This window comes from Rhizobium sp. N621, assembly GCF_001664325.1.
GTDB classification, from domain to species: domain Bacteria; phylum Pseudomonadota; class Alphaproteobacteria; order Rhizobiales; family Rhizobiaceae; genus Rhizobium; species Rhizobium esperanzae.
Genome location: NZ_CP013495.1, coordinates 4,053,036 through 4,073,371, shown reverse-complemented (window position 1 = coordinate 4,073,371; position 20,336 = coordinate 4,053,036). Strand labels below are relative to the sequence as shown.

At 62.0% G+C, this 20,336-nt stretch carries 22 protein-coding genes; 7 read left to right on the top strand and 15 right to left on the bottom strand.

Going from position 1 to position 20,336, the window contains the following annotated elements; translation table 11 throughout:
* Positions 1–9: 9 nt before the first annotated feature.
* The 3 genes from AMK00_RS19550 to ftsE form a co-directional block, all read right to left on the bottom strand.
* On the bottom strand, positions 10–726 hold the full coding sequence (locus AMK00_RS19550) for a YdcF family protein (protein WP_189636981.1): 717 nt from the start codon (positions 724–726) through the stop codon (positions 10–12).
* Between the two features lie 66 nt (positions 727–792).
* Entirely contained in the window at positions 793–1,812 is a 1,020-nt protein-coding gene (locus AMK00_RS19545; protein ID WP_064805286.1) for a cell division protein FtsX, read from the bottom strand.
* Complete coding sequence (gene ftsE, locus AMK00_RS19540; RefSeq protein WP_064805284.1) at positions 1,805–2,464, bottom strand: cell division ATP-binding protein FtsE; 660 nt, start codon at positions 2,462–2,464, stop codon at positions 1,805–1,807. The genes AMK00_RS19545 and ftsE overlap by 8 nt, the downstream gene beginning before the upstream one ends.
* A 206-nt stretch (positions 2,465–2,670) precedes the next feature.
* Between ftsE and AMK00_RS19535 the strand changes: the two genes are divergently transcribed.
* From AMK00_RS19535 to AMK00_RS19525, 3 genes are all read left to right on the top strand, one after another.
* Entirely contained in the window at positions 2,671–3,324 is a 654-nt protein-coding gene (locus AMK00_RS19535; RefSeq protein ID WP_064811775.1) for a hypothetical protein, read from the top strand.
* Positions 3,325–3,453: 129 nt separating this feature from the next.
* Positions 3,454–3,996 (top strand): hypoxanthine phosphoribosyltransferase, encoded by a 543-nt coding sequence (hpt, locus tag AMK00_RS19530; RefSeq protein ID WP_064805282.1) that lies wholly within the window; start codon positions 3,454–3,456, stop codon positions 3,994–3,996.
* 136 nt (positions 3,997–4,132) lie between these two features.
* Positions 4,133–4,492, top strand: coding sequence for a response regulator (locus AMK00_RS19525; protein WP_010028815.1), 360 nt, complete (start codon positions 4,133–4,135; stop codon positions 4,490–4,492).
* 32 nt (positions 4,493–4,524) lie between these two features.
* On the opposite strand, the gene AMK00_RS19520 is transcribed toward AMK00_RS19525, so the two are convergent.
* The 4 genes from AMK00_RS19520 to argH form a co-directional block, all read right to left on the bottom strand.
* On the bottom strand, positions 4,525–7,194 hold the full coding sequence (locus tag AMK00_RS19520) for a TIGR02302 family protein (RefSeq protein WP_064811452.1): 2,670 nt from the start codon (positions 7,192–7,194) through the stop codon (positions 4,525–4,527).
* 268 nt (positions 7,195–7,462) lie between these two features.
* Entirely contained in the window at positions 7,463–8,731 is a 1,269-nt protein-coding gene (gene lysA / locus AMK00_RS19515; protein WP_064805278.1) for a diaminopimelate decarboxylase, read from the bottom strand.
* A gap of 12 nt (positions 8,732–8,743) precedes the next feature.
* Positions 8,744–8,938 carry an LPS translocon maturation chaperone LptM gene (gene lptM / locus AMK00_RS19510; protein WP_003582619.1) on the bottom strand — a complete coding sequence of 65 codons (195 nt, stop codon included), beginning with the start codon at positions 8,936–8,938 and terminating at the stop codon, positions 8,744–8,746.
* A gap of 152 nt (positions 8,939–9,090) precedes the next feature.
* Positions 9,091–10,494 (bottom strand): argininosuccinate lyase, encoded by a 1,404-nt coding sequence (gene argH / locus AMK00_RS19505; RefSeq protein ID WP_064811451.1) that lies wholly within the window; start codon positions 10,492–10,494, stop codon positions 9,091–9,093.
* A gap of 24 nt (positions 10,495–10,518) precedes the next feature.
* Between argH and tlpA the strand changes: the two genes are divergently transcribed.
* Entirely contained in the window at positions 10,519–11,181 is a 663-nt protein-coding gene (tlpA, locus tag AMK00_RS19500; protein WP_064806374.1) for a thiol:disulfide interchange protein TlpA, read from the top strand.
* Between the two features lie 169 nt (positions 11,182–11,350).
* Here the strand turns inward: tlpA and AMK00_RS19495 are convergent, their stop codons facing one another.
* From AMK00_RS19495 to AMK00_RS19465, 7 genes are all read right to left on the bottom strand, one after another.
* The gene (locus AMK00_RS19495) at positions 11,351–12,232 is read right to left on the bottom strand and encodes a 3-hydroxybutyryl-CoA dehydrogenase (RefSeq protein WP_064805274.1); all 882 of its coding nucleotides are present in this window, start codon (positions 12,230–12,232) and stop codon (positions 11,351–11,353) included.
* 149 nt (positions 12,233–12,381) lie between these two features.
* Complete coding sequence (locus AMK00_RS19490; protein ID WP_064811450.1) at positions 12,382–13,311, bottom strand: electron transfer flavoprotein subunit alpha/FixB family protein; 930 nt, start codon at positions 13,309–13,311, stop codon at positions 12,382–12,384.
* Between the two features lie 24 nt (positions 13,312–13,335).
* The gene (locus AMK00_RS19485) at positions 13,336–14,085 is read right to left on the bottom strand and encodes an electron transfer flavoprotein subunit beta/FixA family protein (RefSeq protein WP_064811449.1); all 750 of its coding nucleotides are present in this window, start codon (positions 14,083–14,085) and stop codon (positions 13,336–13,338) included.
* 184 nt (positions 14,086–14,269) lie between these two features.
* Positions 14,270–15,052: a rhomboid family intramembrane serine protease gene (locus AMK00_RS19480; protein ID WP_064811448.1), complete on the bottom strand. Its 783-nt coding sequence runs from the start codon at positions 15,050–15,052 to the stop codon at positions 14,270–14,272.
* A gap of 32 nt (positions 15,053–15,084) precedes the next feature.
* Positions 15,085–15,663 (bottom strand): cob(I)yrinic acid a,c-diamide adenosyltransferase, encoded by a 579-nt coding sequence (locus AMK00_RS19475; RefSeq protein ID WP_064811447.1) that lies wholly within the window; start codon positions 15,661–15,663, stop codon positions 15,085–15,087.
* Positions 15,664–16,069: 406 nt separating this feature from the next.
* Entirely contained in the window at positions 16,070–16,273 is a 204-nt protein-coding gene (locus AMK00_RS19470; protein ID WP_064805263.1) for a twin transmembrane helix small protein, read from the bottom strand.
* An 18-nt stretch (positions 16,274–16,291) separates the two neighbouring features.
* Positions 16,292–17,125 (bottom strand): SDR family oxidoreductase, encoded by an 834-nt coding sequence (locus AMK00_RS19465; protein ID WP_064811446.1) that lies wholly within the window; start codon positions 17,123–17,125, stop codon positions 16,292–16,294.
* A 75-nt stretch (positions 17,126–17,200) separates the two neighbouring features.
* On the opposite strand from AMK00_RS19465, the gene AMK00_RS19460 reads away from it, so the two are divergent.
* Positions 17,201–18,124, top strand: coding sequence for a YihY/virulence factor BrkB family protein (locus tag AMK00_RS19460; RefSeq protein ID WP_064805259.1), 924 nt, complete (start codon positions 17,201–17,203; stop codon positions 18,122–18,124).
* On the opposite strand, the gene gluQRS is transcribed toward AMK00_RS19460, so the two are convergent.
* A complete protein-coding gene (gene gluQRS, locus AMK00_RS19455; RefSeq protein WP_064811445.1) occupies positions 18,089–18,970 on the bottom strand; it encodes a tRNA glutamyl-Q(34) synthetase GluQRS in 882 nt (293 codons plus the stop codon). The two genes, AMK00_RS19460 and gluQRS, sit on opposite strands and share 36 nt — an antisense overlap.
* Positions 18,971–19,017: 47 nt before the next feature.
* Here gluQRS and AMK00_RS19450 point away from each other — a divergent pair, with 47 nt between their 5' ends.
* The gene (locus tag AMK00_RS19450) at positions 19,018–19,662 is read left to right on the top strand and encodes a DNA-3-methyladenine glycosylase family protein (protein WP_064811444.1); all 645 of its coding nucleotides are present in this window, start codon (positions 19,018–19,020) and stop codon (positions 19,660–19,662) included.
* Between the two features lie 111 nt (positions 19,663–19,773).
* Positions 19,774–20,331, top strand: coding sequence for an HNH endonuclease (locus tag AMK00_RS19445; RefSeq protein ID WP_064710619.1), 558 nt, complete (start codon positions 19,774–19,776; stop codon positions 20,329–20,331).
* Positions 20,332–20,336 lie beyond the last annotated feature (5 nt).

The window sequence follows — 20,336 nt, the reverse complement described above, 5'->3', positions numbered from 1 at the left end:
TGCAAAAGCTCAGTCTGCGGCGGATACGCTTGCCGAGCGCAGTCCGGTGTGACGGCCGAAGCCGGTGATATTTCGGGCGCCTGTTAACAGCACCTTTGCATATTCGGCGAGCATGACGCGCATCGCGTTCGGGTCGGTAAACCAGTTGCGGGTCTTCAGATCCGAATTGACCACCGGATAGGGGATGAACTCGATGTCCGGATCGACATAGGAGAGTTCTGCGAGGCTGCGCGGCATGTGATAATTGTTGGTGACGACGAGAACGCTTCTGTATCCCCTGGCGTGGATCCAGTTGGAGGTTTCCTCGGCGTTGCCGATCGTATCTATTGCATCATGGCCGATATCGACGCAGCAGGAGAAAAGATCGGCCGGGCCTTGCGTCATCTTGCGAATCTGCGCCGGCGTCGTCGTCGGGTGGACACCGGAGATCAGCAGTCGTTTGCCCGCCCCCTTCTGCAGCAGTTCCACGGCCTGGTCGATGCGCTGGTAGCCACCGGTCAGCACGACGATCGCGTCTGCCTTGGGCTCGACCGGTGGCTTGAGCGTGGTTACGGAATCGGCAAACCGCAGGAAGCCGCCGAACACCAGGGCGATTGCCAGAACGCAGCCAAAGCCGCCCCAGCGCAGCAGGCGGCGGATCGGACCGCGCCGCGGCGGCAGGCCCGCCGGACGATCAAGCTCCGGGTCCTGCCGAATCGGATTGCGTGTCGTATCGCCCATGGTCATGAATCGTGATTATACGCTGATTGCGGCGCGGAACAGACGCTTTCACGATAAAACGGCATGGCACGATCAACTTGCGATGCCGTCGGTGCGTGTCGGGTCCGAACGCAATGTATCGATTTCATAGATCGTCCGCATGACGGTCAGCCGCGCCGTGACGGTCGTCAAGAGCGCGATGACGATCATCGTCGCGAAGATGCCGGCATAACCGAGTACGCCGACGGAGAAGGTGCCGAATAGCGCCGTCGCCTGATCCGTCTCCGGCGTGGCCAGCGTGCGGCTCTGCCAGAAGCCGGCGGTGGCGAAGAAAAGAGCCGCAAGCGCGCTGCCGATCGCCGAGCCCTTGAGACTGATCTTCAGAAAATGCTTCTGAAATTCAGTAGCGACGAAGGAGCTCTCGGCACCGACGAAATGCAGCACTTCGACGATGTGGCGGTTGCCCGACAGCGCGCCGCGCGTGGCGAAGACGACGGTCAGCACCATGGCCGAGAAAACCAGGAGCAGGACGCCGGTGCCGATCAGCACCGTCGTGTGCGCCATGGAGACCAGCCGGTCGACCCAGGTGCGATGATCGTCAAGGCTCGCCTGCGGGATGCTGTCCTTCAGGAGGCCCCGCATCGCATCGAAATCCGGCGGATTGTTTTCGTCGATGGTGATGACGACGAGACGGGGAACAGGCAGATCCTTGAGATCAAGACCAGGCCCGAGCCAGGGTTCGAGCAACCGGGCGGTGGCTGCCTCGTCGACGATCTGGCCGCTCTTGGTGCCGACGAAGGTCAGCGCCAGGTCGCGTGCCTGCGTCAGCGCCTTTTCCATATCGAGATTGTCGTCCGGCTTGATCTGGATGGTGATCTCGCGGGAGATCTGGCTCTCCCAGCTTGCCGCCGTCGAACGCACCATGCTGACGCCGCCGAGCGTCAGGCAGGCGAGAAAGGCCATGATCGATATGACCACCATCAGGGCATTGCCCTGGATATTGGAGGGCGGCAGGATCGGCGCGGTCGGGCGCACACGCATTTCCGGGCGCTTCTGCTGGGCGGCAGGCTGGGCCGACGCCTTCTCTCGGTTCCTGGACGGGGGCTCAGTCATAGATATCGAGATGCCCCTCCGAGAGGATCATACGGCGGGCTTCCACCTGTTCCATCAACGTCAGGTCATGGGTGGCGATCACGACCGCCGTACCAAGCCGATTGAGTTCGAGGAAAAGATTGAGCAGGCGCCTCGCCATCGGCGGGTCGACATTGCCCGTCGGCTCGTCAGCCAGCAGGACTTCCGGCCGGTCCATCAGCGCCCGGGCGATGGCGGCGCGCTGCTTCTCCCCGCCGGAGAGGACCGGCGGCAGCACGTTGATGCGTTCGCCGAGCCCGACCCATTTCAAGAGTTCCAGAACATCGGTTTTGTAGGAGCTTTCCTCCTTGCCGCGCACCCGCAAGGGCAAAGCGACGTTTTCATAGGTCGTGAGATGGTCGAGCAGGCGGAAATCCTGGAAGACGATGCCAACGCGCCGGCGCAGCAGCGGCAGTTCCGGCCGGGGAATTTCGGAAATGTCGCGCCCGAACATGCGGATCAGGCCACGTGTCGGCTGCAGCGACATGAAGAGCAGCCGCAGCAGCGAGGTTTTGCCGGCACCGGATGGGCCCGTCAGGAACTGAAAGGATTTCTTCGGAATGTCGAAGGTCAGGTCCCGGAGGATTTCCGGGCCCATGCCGTAGCGCAAACCGACATTCTCGAAGTGGATCAACGGGCAGCTCAGTCTGTTCTTGGTTTCACCGCGCGACTTGTTAACCAACACCGTTAACAGCCGGTAAATTTTGCCGGAAAGACGCCCGTTTGATGGCAATCTTTGCGAAGCATTAACCATTAAAATTTACGACTGAGGAGGATTCGTTTCAATGCCAAGATTTCTTGCGGCAGCGAAACCATGTGGACATCTGCGAGGCAGCCACCATGGAAGCATCCTCCTTCAGCCGCCGGACACCGGGCCAGGCCTATGATTTCCTGCCGCCCGAACCCGCGCGCCGCCAGTATCGTTCGACACGTCCTGCCGATATTTCCGACGCCGAATTCGTGACGGTCGGCAAGACCCGGCCGAAGGACTTCAGCTCCAGGATCCATAACGACAACAGCAGGCGCATGGCGGCAGCGCGCGCCGCACGGCCGCCGTTCCTGCTGGCGATGACTGCTTCCGCTCTGCGAAGGGCGGAATCCTGGCTGCAGCGGGCGTCGCTGCGCAGCTTCGCGGTGCTGGTACTGGCGCTTGCCGTGCTCGTTTTCGGGGTCGCAGGCGGCTTTTCCGGCCTTTCCGCCGCGGGCGCCTCCTCCGGAGCGCCGCTGCATTTCACCCATGTCACCGTGACGCCGCGTGATGCGAACGGCATGCGTGTGCTCGTCGTCAACGGCATCATCGAAAATGAAAGCGGCACGACGCAGACGGTGCATCCGATCCGCGCCGATCTGGTGGCAGACGAACGGCTGACGGCAAGCGTCGTCATTGATCCGCCCGCCGACGTCATCTATGACGGCCAAAGCCGTGGTTTTTCGGCGCGAGTCCAGCACGCCGGGGGAAAATTGCCGGAGGTTCGGCTTTCCTTCCTGCCGTAGAAATAACCGGATTCGTGATGGCTTTCCGCCACAGGGCGGGCCAATCCCGTTGATTTCATGAACGGCGAGGCTGTTTCAGGCGCGCATATGTGCTAACGGCTTACCCTTCTTTTCATGGAGCAAGCCCTTATGCCTGTCGTGCGCGGAAAAAACATCGAGCCGCTCTTCACCGCCGAGCAGATCGCGGAGCGCAATCATGCGATGGCGCGGGAGATCGCCAACGGCCCGACCAAGGACCTGCTCGTTATTGCCGTGCTCAAGGGCTCCTTCATCTTCGCCGCCGACCTGATCCGCGCCCTGCACGACACCGGGCTTGCTCCCGAGGTCGAGTTCATCACGCTGTCGAGCTACGGCACCGGCACGGTTTCCCAGGGGGTGCGCATCGTCAAGGATATCGACAGCGACGTGCATGGCCGAGACGTCCTCCTGATCGACGATATTCTCGAGTCCGGCCGGACGCTGCTCTTTGCCAAGGAGCTGCTCTTCGAACGTGGCGCGCGCAACGTGACGATCGCCGTGCTGCTCGACAAGCGGGTCAAGCGCAAGGAAAAGCTGGAGGCCGATTATGTCGGCTTCGAATGTCCCGATTACTTCGTCGTCGGTTACGGCATGGACGTTGCCTATGCATTTCGCGAACTCCCCTTCGTCGGCGTGGTGACCGGCGACGCCTGACGGAATGCGGGCGTCACGTCATTGCCGCGTGAAGACGGGTTGTTAACCATCTCGTCCATCGCTTCGCCATCTTTACCGATCGAAAAGGAAAGTCTGGTGATTTCCGTCGCGGGGCTGAAGACGGAGCAATGCACATATGGCAAGAATTCTGATTACGGAAGACGAGGATTCCCTGCGGTCTTTCGTAGCCCGGGCCTTGCGGCTCGACGGTCATGAGACCGATGAGGCGGCCGACGGCGCCGAGGGGCTGGAGAAGCTGAAGGACGGGGTCTACGATCTGCTGCTGTCGGATATCCGCATGCCCGTGATGGACGGCATCGAACTCGCCCATCAGGCGAAAGACGCCTTCCCTGCTTTGAAGATCCTGCTGATGACCGGTTATGCCGAGCAGCGCGAGCGCGCCGACGATCTTGCAGAAAAAATCATCGACGTCGTCGCCAAGCCATTTGCGCTTCCCGATATACGCAAGGCTGTCGCCCGGGCACTCGTCGCTTAAGCGCGCGGCTATCTTTGACGGCGGTATGAGGCTTACTGGATGTCCAGAAGCCGCTCGAGGTACCGCCGTTCCATTTCCTGTGGCGGATTGTTGCCGAGCTTCTCGCGGATCGCATCGAGAATTTCGCGTGCGCGCTGAACGTCGATTTCGTCAGGCACCTTCACGCCATCGTCGTCGATATAGCCGTTGCTCATGCGTGGCCGTCCCAACGGATCCCGGCCGTTCTGATCGCCCTGGCCGACCTGGCCGTTCGGGCCCTGTCCCTGCTGGCCCCGTTGCGCCTGCATCATCTGGTTCATCATGTCGCGGGCACCCTGGCGAAGGGCTTCCAGGGCACGGCCCTGGCTCTCGACGGCCGTGTCGCCGCGGCCCTGGCCGAGCTCGCGGCCGGCGCCGTCCATCTCGCGTTGGGCCTGGCCGAAGCCCGGGCCGGGCTTCATGCCCATTTCGCCGAGTTTCTTCTGCAATTCTCCGAGCTGCTTGCCGAGGGCATCCTGCTGGGCGCGTAACTGTTTCAGTGCTTCCCTGAGCTGCTCGGCGGTCATCTGGTCGGAAGGTTGCTGGCCCTTACCTTGCTGGCTCTGGCCTTGCTGCCCTTGCTGCTGATCCTGCGGCTCGCCATTCTCTCCCGGCATCATCTCGTCGAGCAGTGGATCGTTTTCGCCCATATCGGATTCGCCACGCTGCATACGGTCCTTGAGCTGCTGATCGAGGCGGAAGGTTTCTTCCATCAGCTTCTGCTGATCGCGCAGGATCTCGCCGAGCTTGTCGATCTGCTTGCGGGCTTCGCTGTTTTCCTGACCCTGCTGGCCCCGCTGCGGCCGGCCAGCCTGCAGGTTGTTCATCATGCGCTGCAATTCCGACAGCATCTGCTGTGCCGCGTCGCGATTGCCCGAGCGGGCGAGATTCTCGATCTGGTCCATCATCCGTTCCAGATCCTGCTGGCGCAGGATGTTCTGCGCATTCTGGTTCGGCTGCATCGTCGGGGCGTTCTGCATGCGTTCGGCAAGCTCCGTCAGATAGTCCTGCATCGCCTTGCGCAGCTCATCCATCAGCTTCTTGATCTCTTCGTCGGGCGCGTTGCGGTCCAATGCGTCGGCAAGCTTCTGCTGGGCTTCACGCAGCTTGCGCTCGGCAAGCGAAAGATCGCCGTCCTCCATGCCGAGCGCAATCTCCCAGAGATACTGGGCCGTATCCTTCAGCGCCTCCTCGCCCTTTGCCAGCTTCATGCGGGCCAAGGCCGATTCCAGCAGCAGGTAGTTGGTGAGCTTGGGGATGGTCTCCTCGGGACGGATGGTCAGCGCCTCGTTCAGCGCGATCGCCTGCGGCATCTTACGGGTATCGAGCGCGAAAACCTGCCGTTCCTCGGCGACGGCTGCGGCAAGCGGCTCGTTGAAGGGCCGCGACGGCAGCGTCATTTCGTAGGGCGGGCTGCGGCCGGTCTGGCCGGCGGCATCCTTGGCGACGAGGGTAATGCGCACCGGCTTGCCGGCAAGCGGATGTTCGGTCAGATTCCGGCTGGTCACGCCCTTGGCGTCGCGGGCGTTGCGGCGGGGAATATCCAGCCGGTACTCCGGCAGTGGATAGAGCGGCGTCGCCGCCGGATCGTTTTCCAGAGGAACGATCTCCGCATGGGCCTCCTGGACACCATAGTCGTCCTTGACGGTGAAGCCGATTTCCAGCGCGCCGTTGACGCTTGCCTTCGGCATGCCGTCAAAGGCGATTTCAGGCGCCTTGTCGGGCAGCACGTCGAAGCTCCAGCGGCGACCGTTGACCTCGAGCGCGCCGTTTTCCTCAAGCTTCATCACATGCGTCTGTGCGATGAGGGCATTGTTGGCAGGCGCGCCGGCCGTCGGCTGCTCGCCGGCAGGTGCGCTTGCCTGCTGCGGCCTTGTGTCGGTCTGTACGGCGATATCCCGCGCCTCGCCGTTCGCCTTGCGGAACACGACCTTCTCGGCCGTCTTTCCGCCGCTGACGCGCACGGTGAGACCGGAAAACTGCGGAATGCCGATCGGCGCCTGTTCGCTGCCGTCGGCGGTCAGGTAAACCGGCGCGCGACCGGTATAAGAGGGCGGCGTCACCCAGGCGTCGATGCGCACCGCCGGATCGACCGCCACCTGCTCGGGCGCTGACTGCAATGCGTCACTGACCGAGCCGCCGTTGAGCGACAGCGAATAGCCAAAAGCGGTGACGAGCAGCAGAGCAGGGATGGCGCGCAGGGCGAAGCGGTCATGTGCGGCGATATCAGGCTGCGGCATGCCGGCATCGAGTGCTGCGATCTTTTCGGCCATGCGCACTTGGTGCTCACGCCAAAGTGCCCGCGAAAAGGGCGTGTTGTAGGCGGGCTCGTCTTCCTGGACCGAAACTGGCTGGTGCGGCAGGCCATTGCGCTCTTCCAGCATGCGATCGGCTTCAGCGGTTTTCGGCCAGCGCAGATGGCGGAAGGGGACAAGCGAGACGAGGAACGCCGCGGCAAAGGCGATCAGCAGCAAGATGCGCAGCCAGTCCGGCACGTTGCGGAAGATGCCGAACCAGGAGGCCGAGAGATAAATGGCGACGATGCAGAGGACCGGCATCAGCAGCGGCAGCAGTTGCTCGAAGAAGAGCACGGTGCGCGCCAGCAGGCGTTTTGTCGTTACCAGCCGGGCAAGCGAGGGGCGGAGCGCGAATGCACCCTTCCTCTGCCTTGAGGGGCTTGTCATCGGTCCGGTCTCCGCGATCTGGCGTTCTGGTACAGAGGGCGCTTCCGGCGATTGCGGGGCAATACGCTCATGAACGAAAGGATAACACTCTTTGTGGCGAAGGCGAGGGCGAACGGGCAGGAATACCGCCTTTTCACGTTTATTCGCCGAAAAGTGATGTTGCTGCTAAAGCGCGTCGTGGTCTTTCAGATTCGCTTCTTGCGCTTTAACTCTTTGTTTTACGCCTGTCGTTATCGAAAAACCGTTTCACACTTTTGCGCAACATGCTCTAGTCGAGCCAGGCCGGAACGGAATCGAGGCTGATCAGCTCGGCATAGGTCCTGCGCGGGCGAATCACATGAAAATCGCTGCCCTTGACCAGAACCTCGGGCACCAGCAGACGGCTGTTATAGGTGCCGGCCTGGACGGCCCCATAGGCGCCGGCAGTGCTGACGGCCATAAGGTCGCCGGGCTTCGGCATCGCCATTTCGCGGTCGAGCGCCAGATAATCGCCGGTCTCGCAAACGGGGCCGACCACATCGGCGCGGATGCGCGGCGCGTTTGCCGCCGAAATCGTCACCGGACGGATTTCGTGATAGGCCTCGTAGAGCGTCGGGCGAATGAGGTCGTTCATCGCACCGTCGACGATGACGAAAGTCTTCTCGCCGCCGTCCTTCACATAAAGAACTTCGGTGACGAGAATGCCGGCATTGCCGACGATCAGGCGACCGGGTTCGGTGACGATCTTGCAGTTCAGACCGCGCAGCTGGTTCTTGACGATCGCCGCATAGGCATCGGGCAGCGGCGGCGGATTGTTGTCATCCTTATAGGGAACGCCGAGGCCACCGCCGATATCGACGTGATGGATGGCGTGGCCGTCGGCACGCAACGTGGCGACGAGATCGCGCAGCAGCTTGAAGGCGTCGTCGAAGGGCTGCAGCTCGGTGATCTGGCTGCCGATATGCATGTCAATGCCGGTGACATCGATCCCCGGCAGCTTGGCGGCATGGGCATAGATGGCGCGGGCTCGATCCCAGGAAATGCCGAACTTATTTTCCTTCTTGCCAGTCGAGATCTTCGCATGCGTCTTGGCATCGACATCCGGATTGATGCGGAAGGAGACCGGTGCTCTCTTGCCGGCGTTGACGGCGCGCTGGTTGAGGATCTCGAGCTCAGGCTCAGATTCGACATTGAAGCAGTAGATGCCGGCCTCTAGCGCGAAATCCATCTCCTGCGGCGTCTTGCCGACGCCGGAAAACATGATGCGGTTCGCCGGAATGCCGGCAGCAAGCGCACGGCGCAGTTCGCCTTCCGAGACGACGTCGATGCCGGCGCCGAGGCGTCCCAAGGTCTTCAGCACGGCTTGGTTCGAGTTCGCCTTCATCGCGTAGCAGACCATCGAGTCGACATCGGCGAAGGCTTCGGAGAAGACGCGATAGTGGCGCTCCAGCGTTGCGGTGGAATAGACATAGAACGGCGTACCGACCGCCTTGGCGATCTCGGGAACGGGGACGTTCTCGGCGTAAAGGATGCCGTCGCGGTAATCGAAATGGTTCACGGGGCGCGCGCCTTAAAGGAGGGGGTCAAGAAGGAAGGGCTTATCGACGGTGCCGGGCTGTTTCGTCGGCTTGGAAACGTCGCCTTCCTTCGTCGCCGCAGCACTCGGCGGATCGAGATCGCCCTTGCGTCCGCATCCGGCAACGGCAAGGCCGATGACGGCGAGCACCGCCGTCAGGCGGATGAGGTGCGGCAAGCTCTTCTGCATGGATATCCTCTTGTGCGGCGTATGGCTGATATCTTCATATCGAACGACGGGATCTTCATAGCGAAGTTTATCCGCCTTGTGCACCCTGATTGTTGGACGGCATTTCCGCGCTTGCAGGAAGGGGGAGACGGCTTTCACCCGCCCGATCTCTCTCAATTGCGGGCGCGCCAGAAGGCGATCTGCTTGCGCACTTCAGAGGGCGCCGTGCCGCCGAAGCTCTTGCGGCTGGCGACCGAGGCTTCCACCGTCAACACGTCATAGACCTTGTCGGTGATTGCGGAATGAATCGCCTGCAGGTCGGAGAGCGGCAGCTCGGCAAGATCGCAGCCCTTGCTTTCGGCGAGCGCCACGGCGCGGCCGGTGACGTGATGGGCGTCCCGGAAGGGCAGGCCTGCTTCGCCCACCAGCCAGTCGGCAAGATCGGTCGCCGTCGAAAAGCCGGAGCCGGCCGCCGCCTTCATGCGCGCTGTGTTGACGGCCATGTCGCGCACCATGCCGGTCATGGCGGCGATCGCCAGCTCCAGGCTCTCGGCTGCGTCGAAGACCTGCTCCTTGTCTTCCTGCATATCCTTGGAATAGGCGAGCGGCAGGCCCTTCATGATCGTCAGCAAGGCGATCAGCGAGCCGTTGATACGGCCGGTCTTGGCGCGCACCAGTTCGGCGGCATCGGGGTTCTTCTTCTGCGGCATGATCGAGGAGCCGGTCGAGAAGGCGTCGGATAGACGCACGAAACCGAATTGCGGCGTCGACCAGATGACGATCTCTTCCGCGAGGCGCGACAGATGCATGCCCGTAATCGCGGCGATCGCCAGGAACTCGATGGCGAAGTCGCGGTCGGAGACCGTATCGATGGAATTGCGGGTGGGCTCGCGGAAACCCAGTGCCTTGGCCGTCATGTGGCGGTCGATCGGATAGCCGGTGCCGGCCAGCGCAGCCGCGCCGATCGGGCTTTCGTCCAGATGTTCGATCGCGTGGCGCACGCGCGAACGGTCGCGGCCGAACATTTCGACATAGGCCATGCAGTGATGGCCGAAGGTGACGGGCTGGGCAGTCTGCAGATGGGTGAAGCCCGGCATGACGCTTTCGGCATGTTCCTCGGCGCGGTCGAGGAAGGCGGCAATCAGGCCGGTCAGCATCTTCTCGGTCTTCTCAAGCTCTTCCTTCACCCAGAGGCGGAAGTCGAGCGCCACCTGGTCGTTGCGCGAGCGGGCGGTGTGCAGGCGGCCGGCGGCCGGTCCGATCAGCGTTGCCAGGCGCGCTTCGATGTTCATATGGATGTCTTCGAGCCGGCGCGAGAATTCGAAATTGCCGCTTTCGATTTCTGACAGGATCGTGTTTAGCCCGTGAACGATCTTGTCCTTATCGTCCGATGAAATGATGCCCTGATGGGCGAGCATCGTCGCATGGGCGACGGAACCACGGATATCCTGGGCGAATAGCTTCTTGTCGAAACCGATCGAGGCATTTATCTCCTCCATGATCGCGTCCGGGCCGGAAGCGAAACGCCCGCCCCACATCTGGTTGGAGGATTTGGTGTCCGTGTTGTTCTCGGCCATAAGATGCCCGTCCTGGAGAATGAAATGACGACGAAAAAACCCTTCGGCCTGCCGTCCGGAAAACTGATCGCAATCGCCGCCGTCGCAGGTGTCGTTGCAGGTGCGGCAGCGGTATACGTGAAGGAGACGGGCATTGGCAATGGCATCGGCAGCAGCGCTTCGGCCGAATGCCCGTTGGCAAAGGGGCGCGCCGCCAATCTGACGCCGCTCATGAAGGGTCAGGTCGCCGCCATGGTTGCCGCCAACGAGCCGCGCAAACTGACCACGGTGTCCTTCAACGGACCGGATGGCAAACCGCTGACGCTCGACCATTTCGCCGGCAAGACCGTGCTGCTCAATCTCTGGGCGACATGGTGCGTGCCCTGCCGCGAGGAGATGCCGGCGCTGAACGCTCTGGAAAAGGAGATGGGCAGCGACAAATTCCAGGTCGTGCCGGTCAATATCGACACTGGCGACGATGAAAAGCCGAAGACTTTCCTTGCCGAGACCGGTGTCGATGCGCTGCAGCTTTACCGCGACAATACGATCGGCGTCTTCAACAGCCTGAAGAAGGAAGGTCTCGCTTTCGGCCTGCCGGTGACGCTGTTGCTCGACGACAAGGGCTGCCTGATTTCCGCCATGAACGGGCCTGCCGCCTGGGACAGCGAAGATGCAAAGGCGCTGATCAAGGGCGCAATCGGGTCGTGAGGATATCAGTCCCCATCGCCTCTTATGAGGAAGACGCCTGCGAGTCCGATCAGGACGCAACATTGCAGCAGGAACATGGGTGTTTCGGTCGACATGGCATTCCTCCGTTCCCGGTAAGGAAAGCATTTCGCGGGCGTGCGGTCCATTCGCCCTTTCTGATGATGTCTGCTTACCGCGTCGGGACGGGCACTTCGCCACGATAATCGTAGAAGCCGCGGCCGGATTTGCGTCCGAGCCAGCCGGCTTCGACATATTTCACCAGCAGCGGGCAGGGGCGATACTTCGAGTCCGCCAGGCCGTCATGCAGCACCTGCATGATCGACAGGCAGGTGTCGAGGCCGATGAAATCGGCAAGCTGCAGCGGCCCCATTGGATGGTTGGCGCCGAGCTTCATCGCCGTATCGATGGCGTCGACGGTGCCGACACCTTCGTAGAGCGTATAGATCGCCTCGTTGATCATCGGCAAGAGGATGCGGTTGACGATGAAGGCTGGGAAGTCCTCGGCGACGGTGACGGTCTTCTCCAGCGAGCCGACGAACTCCTTGGCGGCGGTGAAGGTCTTCTCATCGGTTGCAATGCCGCGCACCAGCTCGACCAGCTTCATCACCGGCACCGGGTTCATGAAGTGTATGCCCATGAAGCGCTCGGCGCGGTCGGTGGCGGCGGCAAGACGGGTGATGGAAAGCGAAGAGGTGTTGGTGGCCAGCAGCGCTTCCGGCTTCATCACCGGACAAACCTGGCTATAAATCTTGCGCTTGACGCTTTCGTCCTCGGTGGCCGCCTCGATGACGAGATCGGACGGGGCGAGATCGTTGACATCGGCGGAGCCTGATATGCGCGACAAAGTCGCCTTGCGCTCCTCGTCGGTCATCTTGCCGTTCGTCACCAGGCGGGCGAGATTGCCGTTGATGGTGGCGAGGCCGGATTCGATGCGGTCCTGCGAGAGATCGTAGATGTGAACCCTGTAACCTGCGGCGGCCGAAACATGCGCGATGCCGCAGCCCATCTGGCCGGCACCGATAATACCAATATTCTTCAACACCGCATTCATCTCCAAACCCCCGCTCGGCAGTCGCCCCCGCGGTGCCGTATTATATTAGCAATACTGCCGGACGAAAGATCGCCCGGCAGTAAGTAGTAGACCGATAAAAGACAATTTTCCAGTCATTCGCAAGTGCGAAAGAAAGGCATTTGCCTCGCTCAGAGCGCCTTTTCCAATTCCGGCAGGGCGTCGAACAGATCGGCGACGAGGCCGTAGTCGGCGACCTGGAAGATCGGCGCCTCCTCGTCCTTGTTGATGGCGACGATCACCTTCGAATCCTTCATGCCGGCCAAGTGCTGGATGGCCCCGGAGATGCCGCAGGCGATATAGAGATCGGGCGCCACCACCTTGCCGGTCTGGCCGACCTGCCAGTCGTTCGGGGCATAACCGGCATCGACGGCGGCGCGCGATGCGCCGACGGCGGCACCGAGCTTGTCGGCAACCGGCAGGATGACCTCTTTGAACTTCTCGGCCGAGCCGAGCGCCCGGCCGCCGGAGATGATGACCTTGGCCGAGGTCAGTTCCGGACGTTCCGAAGCCGACAGCGCATCGGAGACGAAACGCGACAGGCCCGGATCGGACACCGCCGGGATCGCCTCGACCGTTGCCGAACCGCCTTCAGCCGCGGAGGCGAAGGAGGCGGTGCGCACGGTGATCACCTTCTTGGCGTCGCTCGCCTGCACCGTCTGGATGGCATTGCCGGCATAGATCGGCCGCTTGAAGGTATCGGGGCTGACGACCTCGATGATCTCCGAGATCTGGGCGACATCGAGCAGCGCGGCCACCCGCGGCAGCACCGTCTTGCCGACCGAGGTGGCGGCCGAGACGATCGTGTCGTAGGAACCGGCGAGCGAGACGATCAGGTCGGCCAGAGGTTCGGCGAGATTGTTGGCAAGCGCGTCGCTTTCGGCGAACAGCACCTTGGTCACACCGGAAAGTTTTGCCGCCGCATCGGCCGCAGCCCTGGCAGCCTTGCCGGCAACCAGCACATGCACGTCGGAGCCGATCTGGCTTGCTGCGGTCAGTGCCTTGGCGGTCTGGTCGGAAAGGTGATTGCCGTCATGGTCGGCCAGAAGAAGAATGGTCATGATAGTTGCTCCTGTTCTTGCCCGTTACAGCACGCCGGCTTCGTTCTTCAGCTTGTCGACCAGTTCGGCGACCGACTTGACCTTGACGCCGGCCTTGCGGCCGGACGGCTCCTCGGTCTTCAGCACCTTCAGCCGCGGCGTCGTCGAGACGCCGAAATCGGCAGGAACCTTCTTGTCGAGCGGCTTCTTCTTCGCCTTCATGATGTTCGGCAGCGAGGCATAACGCGGCTCGTTCAGGCGCAAGTCGGTGGTCACGACCGCCGGCAGCTTGATCTCGATCGTCTGCAGACCGCCGTCGACCTCGCGGGTGACCGTCGCCTTGCCGTCACCGATCTCGATCTTCGAGGCGAAGGTCGCCTGGGCCGAACCGAGCAGTGCCGCCAGCATCTGGCCGGTCTGGTTGGAATCGTCGTCGATCGCCTGTTTGCCGACGATGACAAGACCCGGCTGTTCGGCATCGGCGACCGCTTTGAGGATCTTGGCGACGGCAAGCGGCTCGACCTGATCGTCGGTCTCGACCAGGATCGCCCGGTCGGCGCCCATGGCGAGGGCCGTGCGCAGCGTCTCCTCGGCCTTGGCCGGACCGATCGACACCACCACCACTTCCTCCGCCTTGCCGGCTTCCTTCAGCCGCAGCGCCTCTTCCACCGAGATCTCGTCGAACGGGTTCATCGACATCTTCACATTGGCAAGCTCGACACCCGAACCATCCGGCTTCACCCGGATCTTCACGTTGTAGTCGACAACCCGTTTGACGGGCACGAGAATCTTCATGGGGGCCTTCCTTCAAGAGAAACTGGTTTCACGAGTTTTTTGGAAAATGCGCGCTCAGGCGCCGCTTCGATTGTCGAATGGCGACATGGATACGCGTTTTTCCTCCAAATACAACGCTTGCATGACGCCGGCGGGGAATCGCCGCGGCAATATATGGACGTTTACGTACACGTCAACATATTGATCAGCGCCGGCCCCGGCCCCAGGGAAGACGCTGCTCGTTGCGGCCGCCCGTGGCGGCCGCAACGGCGCCGGCTTCATCCCTCACGGCGCGGGGCGTTACGATTTCCCGGTCGAAGAGCGGCACGCCCGGACGGCGCAGGACGAGGATCAGCAGGGCACCGACGAGGATGCCGCCGACATGGGCGCCCCAGGAAACATCGCCATGCGGCGCAATCGCCAGCATGAAGAATTGCTGTCCGATCCACAAAAGCAGCGGCACGAAGGCGGGCAGGGGCAAGGGCACACGCAGGAACACCAGCACCCAGACCCTGACGCGCGGATGCAGCATGACATAAGCGGCAATGACGCCAGAGATCGCCCCGGAAGCGCCGACCAGCGGCGCTTCCGACGTCGTCGTCAACAGACCGTGGCAAAGGGCGCCGGCAGCCGCGGAGAGGAGGTAGAATAGCAGGAAGCGCATATGCCCCATCGCATCCTCGACATTGTCGCCGAAGACCCAGAGGAAGACCATGTTGGAGGCCAGATGCCAGAAACCCGCATGGACGAAGGCATAGGTGAGATAGGTCAGCGGCTCCGGCACGATTTCCAATCCCTGTGCCAACTGCGCGTGGCCGAAGGCGATCGCCGGAATAAAGCCGAGACCAACCGTCGTCGCTTGGGCAGCCAGTTCGCTCTCCAGACTGGTGAAGAGCCAGACCGCGACATTCAGGATGATCAAGGACAGGGTCACCCACTGGACCTTGATATGCTTCAGAGTATTGGCATCGTGAAGTGGTATGAACATAAGGCCCCCCGGCGATCGTGATCGCGGCAAACCTATCTGTTTTTTCCCGGAACCCAAAGCACATCCGCACGACCCTGGTCATTTGCATGACGGGCCGCGACGAAGAGGAAATCCGAGAGCCGATTGATATATTTCATCGCGGTTTCGCCGACGATCTCCCCGTCCGTGCGCGCAAGCGTGACCATCAGGCGCTCGGCCCGGCGCGCGATCGTGCGGGCGAGATGCAGATGGGCGGCAGCCGGGCTGCCGCCCGGCAGGATGAAGGATTTCAGCGGATCCAGATCGGCGTTCAGCCGGTCGATATCGCATTCGATCCGCTCGACCTGCGTCTCGACGATCCGCAACGGCTCGTAGACCGGGGGCTCGCCGGTGTCGGGAGTGGCGAGATCGGCGCCGAGGTCGAAGAGATCATTCTGGATCGACATCAGCATCGCGTCGAGCTCGGGCAAGCCTGTCGTGTGAAGCCGCGCCAAGCCGATCGCGGAATTGGCCTCGTCGATCGTGCCGTAGGCGGCGACGCGCAGGTCGTCCTTCCTTCGGCGCCGGCCAGCGGCCAGTCCAGTCGTGCCGTCGTCGCCGGTTTTCGTGTAAATCTTGTTGAGCTTCACCATGCCGCACCGCCTGTCAGGGGGAGGGCGGCCGCCTCTGCCCAACCTCCGTGCTCGGGCTTGACCCGAGCATCCACACCGCATCCGTCGGCGGTTAGGAGGATGGGTCCTCGGGTCAAGCCCGAGGACGACGGAAGGTGAGGTTGGCCTTTTCGCCAAACCGGCCCCGGCATACTGACGCACACCGCGTCAGGGTGCTTCCTCGAGCCAGCGCTTGCCTCACCTCCCTCATTCCTGTGCTCGTCACAGGAATCCAGTGCGCCCAAGTCCTTGGGCGCGGGAGACTTCTTCAATGGCAGGCTATGGTCATTCACGGCGCGAACTCGCCGTGGCTGGATTCCTGTGACGAGCACAGGAATGAGGGAGGATATGTTTGCGTGCGTCATTAAAATCCCCGTTCCATGGTCCCTCAGCTCGGACGGCCGCCGCCGGTGATCCAGAGTGTGATCATAATCAGGACGACGGCGATTGCCTGCAACAGAACACGAAGCTGCATCAGCTTGTTGGAAAGGTTGGCATCACCGCCCTTCATCATGTTGAAGAGGCCGCGGATCAGCACGAGGGCGACGAGGCCCATGACGATGATTGCAAGGATATAGGTGGCCGTGGACATGGCATTCAACTTTCTCGATCAATCGGTCCAGCGCATCAGATTGTAGAAGAGGTCCGCCGGAAGCAGCCGCTTCAGGAGCATGCCCTGTTTAGCCGGAGTCGTTACAGGATAATGTGGCCTTGGTCTTTTCGAGTTCAATGCGTGTTTCAATACCGAGTAGACCGCGTCCGGACCAAGTTTGTGGCGGTTGACCGGCCCGGAGCCGTCAAGCCTCGCCAACTGTCTGGCATAATCGGCTGCGTGCGGCGAATTCTCGAGATCGATATTTTCCTTGATCTTTGCGAGCGCGTTGGCGGTGAAACGCGTGGCGATCGGCCCGGGCTCGATCAGGCTCACATGGATGCCGCTGCCGTAGAGTTCCATGCGCAGGGTGATGCTGAGGCCCTCGAGGGCAAATTTCGAGGCAGTATAGGCACCGCGATAGCGATAGGGAACCAGGCCGAGAATGGAGGAGCATTGCACAATCCGTCCGCGACCATGTTTGCGCATCGACGGAATGAGCTGCCGCGTCAATTCGTGCCAGCCGAAGAAGTTCGCTTCGAACTGCGCCCGCAACGCCGCCGTCGACAGATCCTCGACGGCGCCAGGCTGGCCATAAGCACCGTTGTTGAAGAGCGCGTCGATGCGGCCGCCGCTGCGATCGAGGACCGCGGCTACCAGGTCGGAGATGGTGTCGGCTCTGGCATAGTCCATCACGAAAACTTCGATGCCGTCGGTTTCCAGTGCCGGCAGATCATCGGCTTTGCGCACCGTCGCAAAGACACGCCAGCCATCGGTTTTCAGCGCTCGGGCGCAGTAAGCGCCGATGCCGGAGGAACAGCCGGTGACGACGATTGTGCGCTGTTCCGCCATGGAATGATTCCTGTACAAAATGGGACTCGTTTCCCATATTCGACCAGAGGATACAATCTGGAAGCCGGGGACGGAATGCGGAAGGTGCTGCGCACGAGCTACGACGTGGTCTATGACGCGATCTGTCACATGGTCGAGGACGATGGCTTTGCAATGGCGAGCCACGTGGCGCTGTCGAGCCTGCTCGCAGTTTTCCCATTCCTGATCTTCGGTACCGCACTTGCAAGCTTCCTCGGCGCCGATCAGTTTTCCTCCACCGCCATTCACCTGATCTTCGACACCTGGCCGGAAGCGATCGCCAAGCCGCTCGCCGACCAGGTGCTCCAGGTCCTGACCATTCAGCGCGGCGGGCTGCTGACGATCTCGGTGCTGGCGGCGGCCTATTTCGCTTCGAACGGCGTCGAAGCGCTGCGCATCTCGCTCAACCGTGCCTATCGGGTGCAGGAAACGCGGCCGTGGTATTTCACCCGCCTCGCCAGCCTCGGCTATGTGCTGATTGCCGTCATCATCTTCGCGGCGATCAGCATCCTGCTGGTGGCGGTGCCATTGGCTCTCGACTATGCCCGGAAGTGGCTTCCGCTGTTTGCCGATACGCTCGACGTCGTCTTCAGCTGGCGCATCTACGGCACGCTTGTCGTGCTCACCGTCGGCCTGCTGGTCATGCATCTGTGGCTGCCGGCCGGCAAGCGGCGGGTGTTCGACGTCATTCCCGGCGTGCTGCTGACGCTGCTTCTGTGGCTGGCCGGTGCGTTGGTCTTTGCCTATTATCTCGCGACCTTCGCCAATTATACCGCGACCTATGCCGGTCTCGCCTCGGTGATGATCGTGCTGATCTTCCTCTACATGGTCGGCGTCATCTTCATCATCGGCGCAGAGATCAACGCGGCGCTGATCAAGTTCCGCGTTTTCCGGATGTTCTCGCACACACTTTCGATCGTCGGCAGAGAGCGTGTCAAACGGCGGTCAGAGCCCGACGAGGCGGCGAATATCGGCCCCTGACATGCCCTGGGCACGCAATTCGGCAAGGCCGCTGTCACCTTCGCTTTTCGAAAGCTTGCGGCCATCGGTATCGAGAATGAGACGATGGTGGTGATAGAGGGGCTGCGGCAGGCCGAGCAGCACCTGCAGCAGCCGGTGCACCGATGTAGCGTGGAAGAGGTCGAGCCCGCGTACGACATGAGTGACGCCCTGCAGCGCATCGTCGACGACCACCGAAAGATGATAGCTCGAGGGGGCATCCGAGCGAGACAGGATGACGTCGCCCCAGACGTCGGGTTCGGCGGCGATCTCGCCTGTCCTGCCGTCGCCGGTTTCGGTCCAGAACAGCAGTTCGCCGATCAGGTCGAGCGCCTTGCGCATATCGAGCCGCCAGGCATGTTTTTTGCCCGAAGAAAGAATATCCCGCCATTCGGCCTCGGACCGCTCGCGATCAATCGGCGGATAATGCGGCGTGCCATCGGGGTCGCGCGGCCAGGACTGGCCCGTTACCTCGTAGGCGGAGACACACGCCTTCACCTCGCCGCGTGTCAAGAAGGCCGGGTAGACCAGGCCGCGCTCGATCAATGCGTGGAGCGCCGCCTGATATTCCGGGAAATGTTCCGACTGGCGCCGCACCGGGCTTTCCCAGTCGATAGCAAGCCAGTCGAGATCCCTCAGGATGCCGGCCTCGAATCTGGGGGTGCAGCGCGTCTGATCGATATCCTCGATGCGCAGCAGAAGGCGGCCATTTTCGGCTTCGGCCATGTCGCGGTTCAAAAAGGCCGACAGTGCATGGCCGAGATGCAGCGATCCGTTGGGACTCGGCGCAAAACGAAAGACAGGTTTTTGACGCTCGCTCGTGGTCATGCTTTCTTCTGCCACGGATTTTGGTTTGGAACCACTGGGAGGACGCGGTGCAGATCATCCGCAACGACGATGACGTCAGGCTGGGGCTCGAAGCGCTGCTTCGCCTCGATCCGCGCCTTGCACCGATCGCCGCGGATGTAGGCCCCCTTCCGCTGCGGCTGCGCGAAGCCGGTTTTGCTGGCCTTGCCCATATCATCGTATCGCAAATGGTCTCGCGCGCCAGCGCCGAGGCGATCTGGCGGCGCATGCTGCCGGCGGATGGTCCGCTGACGGCGGAAGCTTACTTGCTGCTTCACCCCGAGGCATGGCGGGAATTCGGCCTGTCGCGCGCCAAGGCCGAGACGCTGACGCGGATCGCTGAAGCGGTTGCCTTCGGCCGCCTCGATCTTTCCGGGCTCTGCCTGAAGCCGCCGGGCGACGCGCTCGGCGAACTGACGGAGCTGAAGGGCGTCGGCCCGTGGACGGCGGAGGTCTATCTGATGTTCTGCGGCGGCCACGCCGATGTCTTTCCGGCCGGTGATGTCGCGCTGCAGAATGCCGTCGGTGTCGCGCTCGGACTTGCGGCGCGGCCGCAAGCGAAGGCGCTTGCCAAGCTTTCGCAGGTCTGGTCGCCGTGGCGCTCGGTGGCAGCCCGGCTTTTCTGGGCCTATTACGCCACGAAAATGCGTCGTGACATGGTGCCGGTCGGCTGATCGGCCACACTCTTTAAATTGCCTTTATCCTCTGAATTTATTGGACTTCACAATCCTGTAACAACCGGCCTAATATACAGGTGCAGATGCCGAATCGATCAGGAGAGTCCCTTGACGATTGCAGTCTCCCCGCAGGCCCTGCCGGCGCTCGTCCTGAACGCCGACTACCGGCCGCTGAGTTATTATCCCTTGTCGCTCTGGTCCTGGCAGGACGCGATCAAGGCGGTCTTCCTCGACCGTGTGAACATCATCGCGGAATATGAACACTCGGTCTCCTCACCGAGCTTTTCAATGCGGCTTCCGAGTGTCGTGTGCCTGAAGACTTACGTTCAGCCATCGCGCAATCCGGCTTTCACCCGGTTCAACGTCTTCCTGCGCGACCGGTTCGAGTGCCAGTATTGTGGTTCTCATGACGACCTGACTTTTGACCACGTCATCCCGCGTGCCCATGGCGGCGAGACGACCTGGGAGAATGTCGTGGCAGCCTGCTCGCCCTGCAATCTGCGCAAGGGCAGCAAGCTTCCGAAGCAGGCGGGCATGTTCCCGGCGCAGAAGCCCTATCAGCCGACGGTGCAGGATCTGCACAATAACGGCCGGCTGTTTCCGCCCAACTATCTGCATGAAAGCTGGCTAGACTATCTCTACTGGGATACCGAACTGCAGCCCTGATAGGC

What these genes read in the sequence shown, in the direction of transcription:
- AMK00_RS19550 (WP_189636981.1), bottom strand. Translation starts at nt 726, where the DNA reads ATGACCATGGGCGATACGACACGCAATCCGATTCGGCAGGACCCGGAG.
- AMK00_RS19545 (WP_064805286.1), bottom strand. Translation starts at nt 1,812, where the DNA reads ATGACTGAGCCCCCGTCCAGGAACCGAGAGAAGGCGTCGGCCCAGCCT.
- AMK00_RS19535 (WP_064811775.1), top strand. Translation starts at nt 2,671, where the DNA reads ATGGAAGCATCCTCCTTCAGCCGCCGGACACCGGGCCAGGCCTATGAT.
- hpt (WP_064805282.1), top strand. Translation starts at nt 3,454, where the DNA reads ATGCCTGTCGTGCGCGGAAAAAACATCGAGCCGCTCTTCACCGCCGAG.
- AMK00_RS19525 (WP_010028815.1), top strand. Translation starts at nt 4,133, where the DNA reads ATGGCAAGAATTCTGATTACGGAAGACGAGGATTCCCTGCGGTCTTTC.
- AMK00_RS19520 (WP_064811452.1), bottom strand. Translation starts at nt 7,194, where the DNA reads ATGACAAGCCCCTCAAGGCAGAGGAAGGGTGCATTCGCGCTCCGCCCC.
- lptM (WP_003582619.1), bottom strand. Translation starts at nt 8,938, where the DNA reads ATGCAGAAGAGCTTGCCGCACCTCATCCGCCTGACGGCGGTGCTCGCC.
- argH (WP_064811451.1), bottom strand. Translation starts at nt 10,494, where the DNA reads ATGGCCGAGAACAACACGGACACCAAATCCTCCAACCAGATGTGGGGC.
- tlpA (WP_064806374.1), top strand. Translation starts at nt 10,519, where the DNA reads ATGACGACGAAAAAACCCTTCGGCCTGCCGTCCGGAAAACTGATCGCA.
- AMK00_RS19495 (WP_064805274.1), bottom strand. Translation starts at nt 12,232, where the DNA reads ATGAATGCGGTGTTGAAGAATATTGGTATTATCGGTGCCGGCCAGATG.
- AMK00_RS19490 (WP_064811450.1), bottom strand. Translation starts at nt 13,311, where the DNA reads ATGACCATTCTTCTTCTGGCCGACCATGACGGCAATCACCTTTCCGAC.
- AMK00_RS19485 (WP_064811449.1), bottom strand. Translation starts at nt 14,085, where the DNA reads ATGAAGATTCTCGTGCCCGTCAAACGGGTTGTCGACTACAACGTGAAG.
- AMK00_RS19480 (WP_064811448.1), bottom strand. Translation starts at nt 15,052, where the DNA reads ATGTTCATACCACTTCACGATGCCAATACTCTGAAGCATATCAAGGTC.
- AMK00_RS19475 (WP_064811447.1), bottom strand. Translation starts at nt 15,663, where the DNA reads ATGGTGAAGCTCAACAAGATTTACACGAAAACCGGCGACGACGGCACG.
- AMK00_RS19470 (WP_064805263.1), bottom strand. Translation starts at nt 16,273, where the DNA reads ATGTCCACGGCCACCTATATCCTTGCAATCATCGTCATGGGCCTCGTC.
- AMK00_RS19465 (WP_064811446.1), bottom strand. Translation starts at nt 17,125, where the DNA reads ATGGCGGAACAGCGCACAATCGTCGTCACCGGCTGTTCCTCCGGCATC.
- AMK00_RS19460 (WP_064805259.1), top strand. Translation starts at nt 17,201, where the DNA reads ATGCGGAAGGTGCTGCGCACGAGCTACGACGTGGTCTATGACGCGATC.
- gluQRS (WP_064811445.1), bottom strand. Translation starts at nt 18,970, where the DNA reads ATGACCACGAGCGAGCGTCAAAAACCTGTCTTTCGTTTTGCGCCGAGT.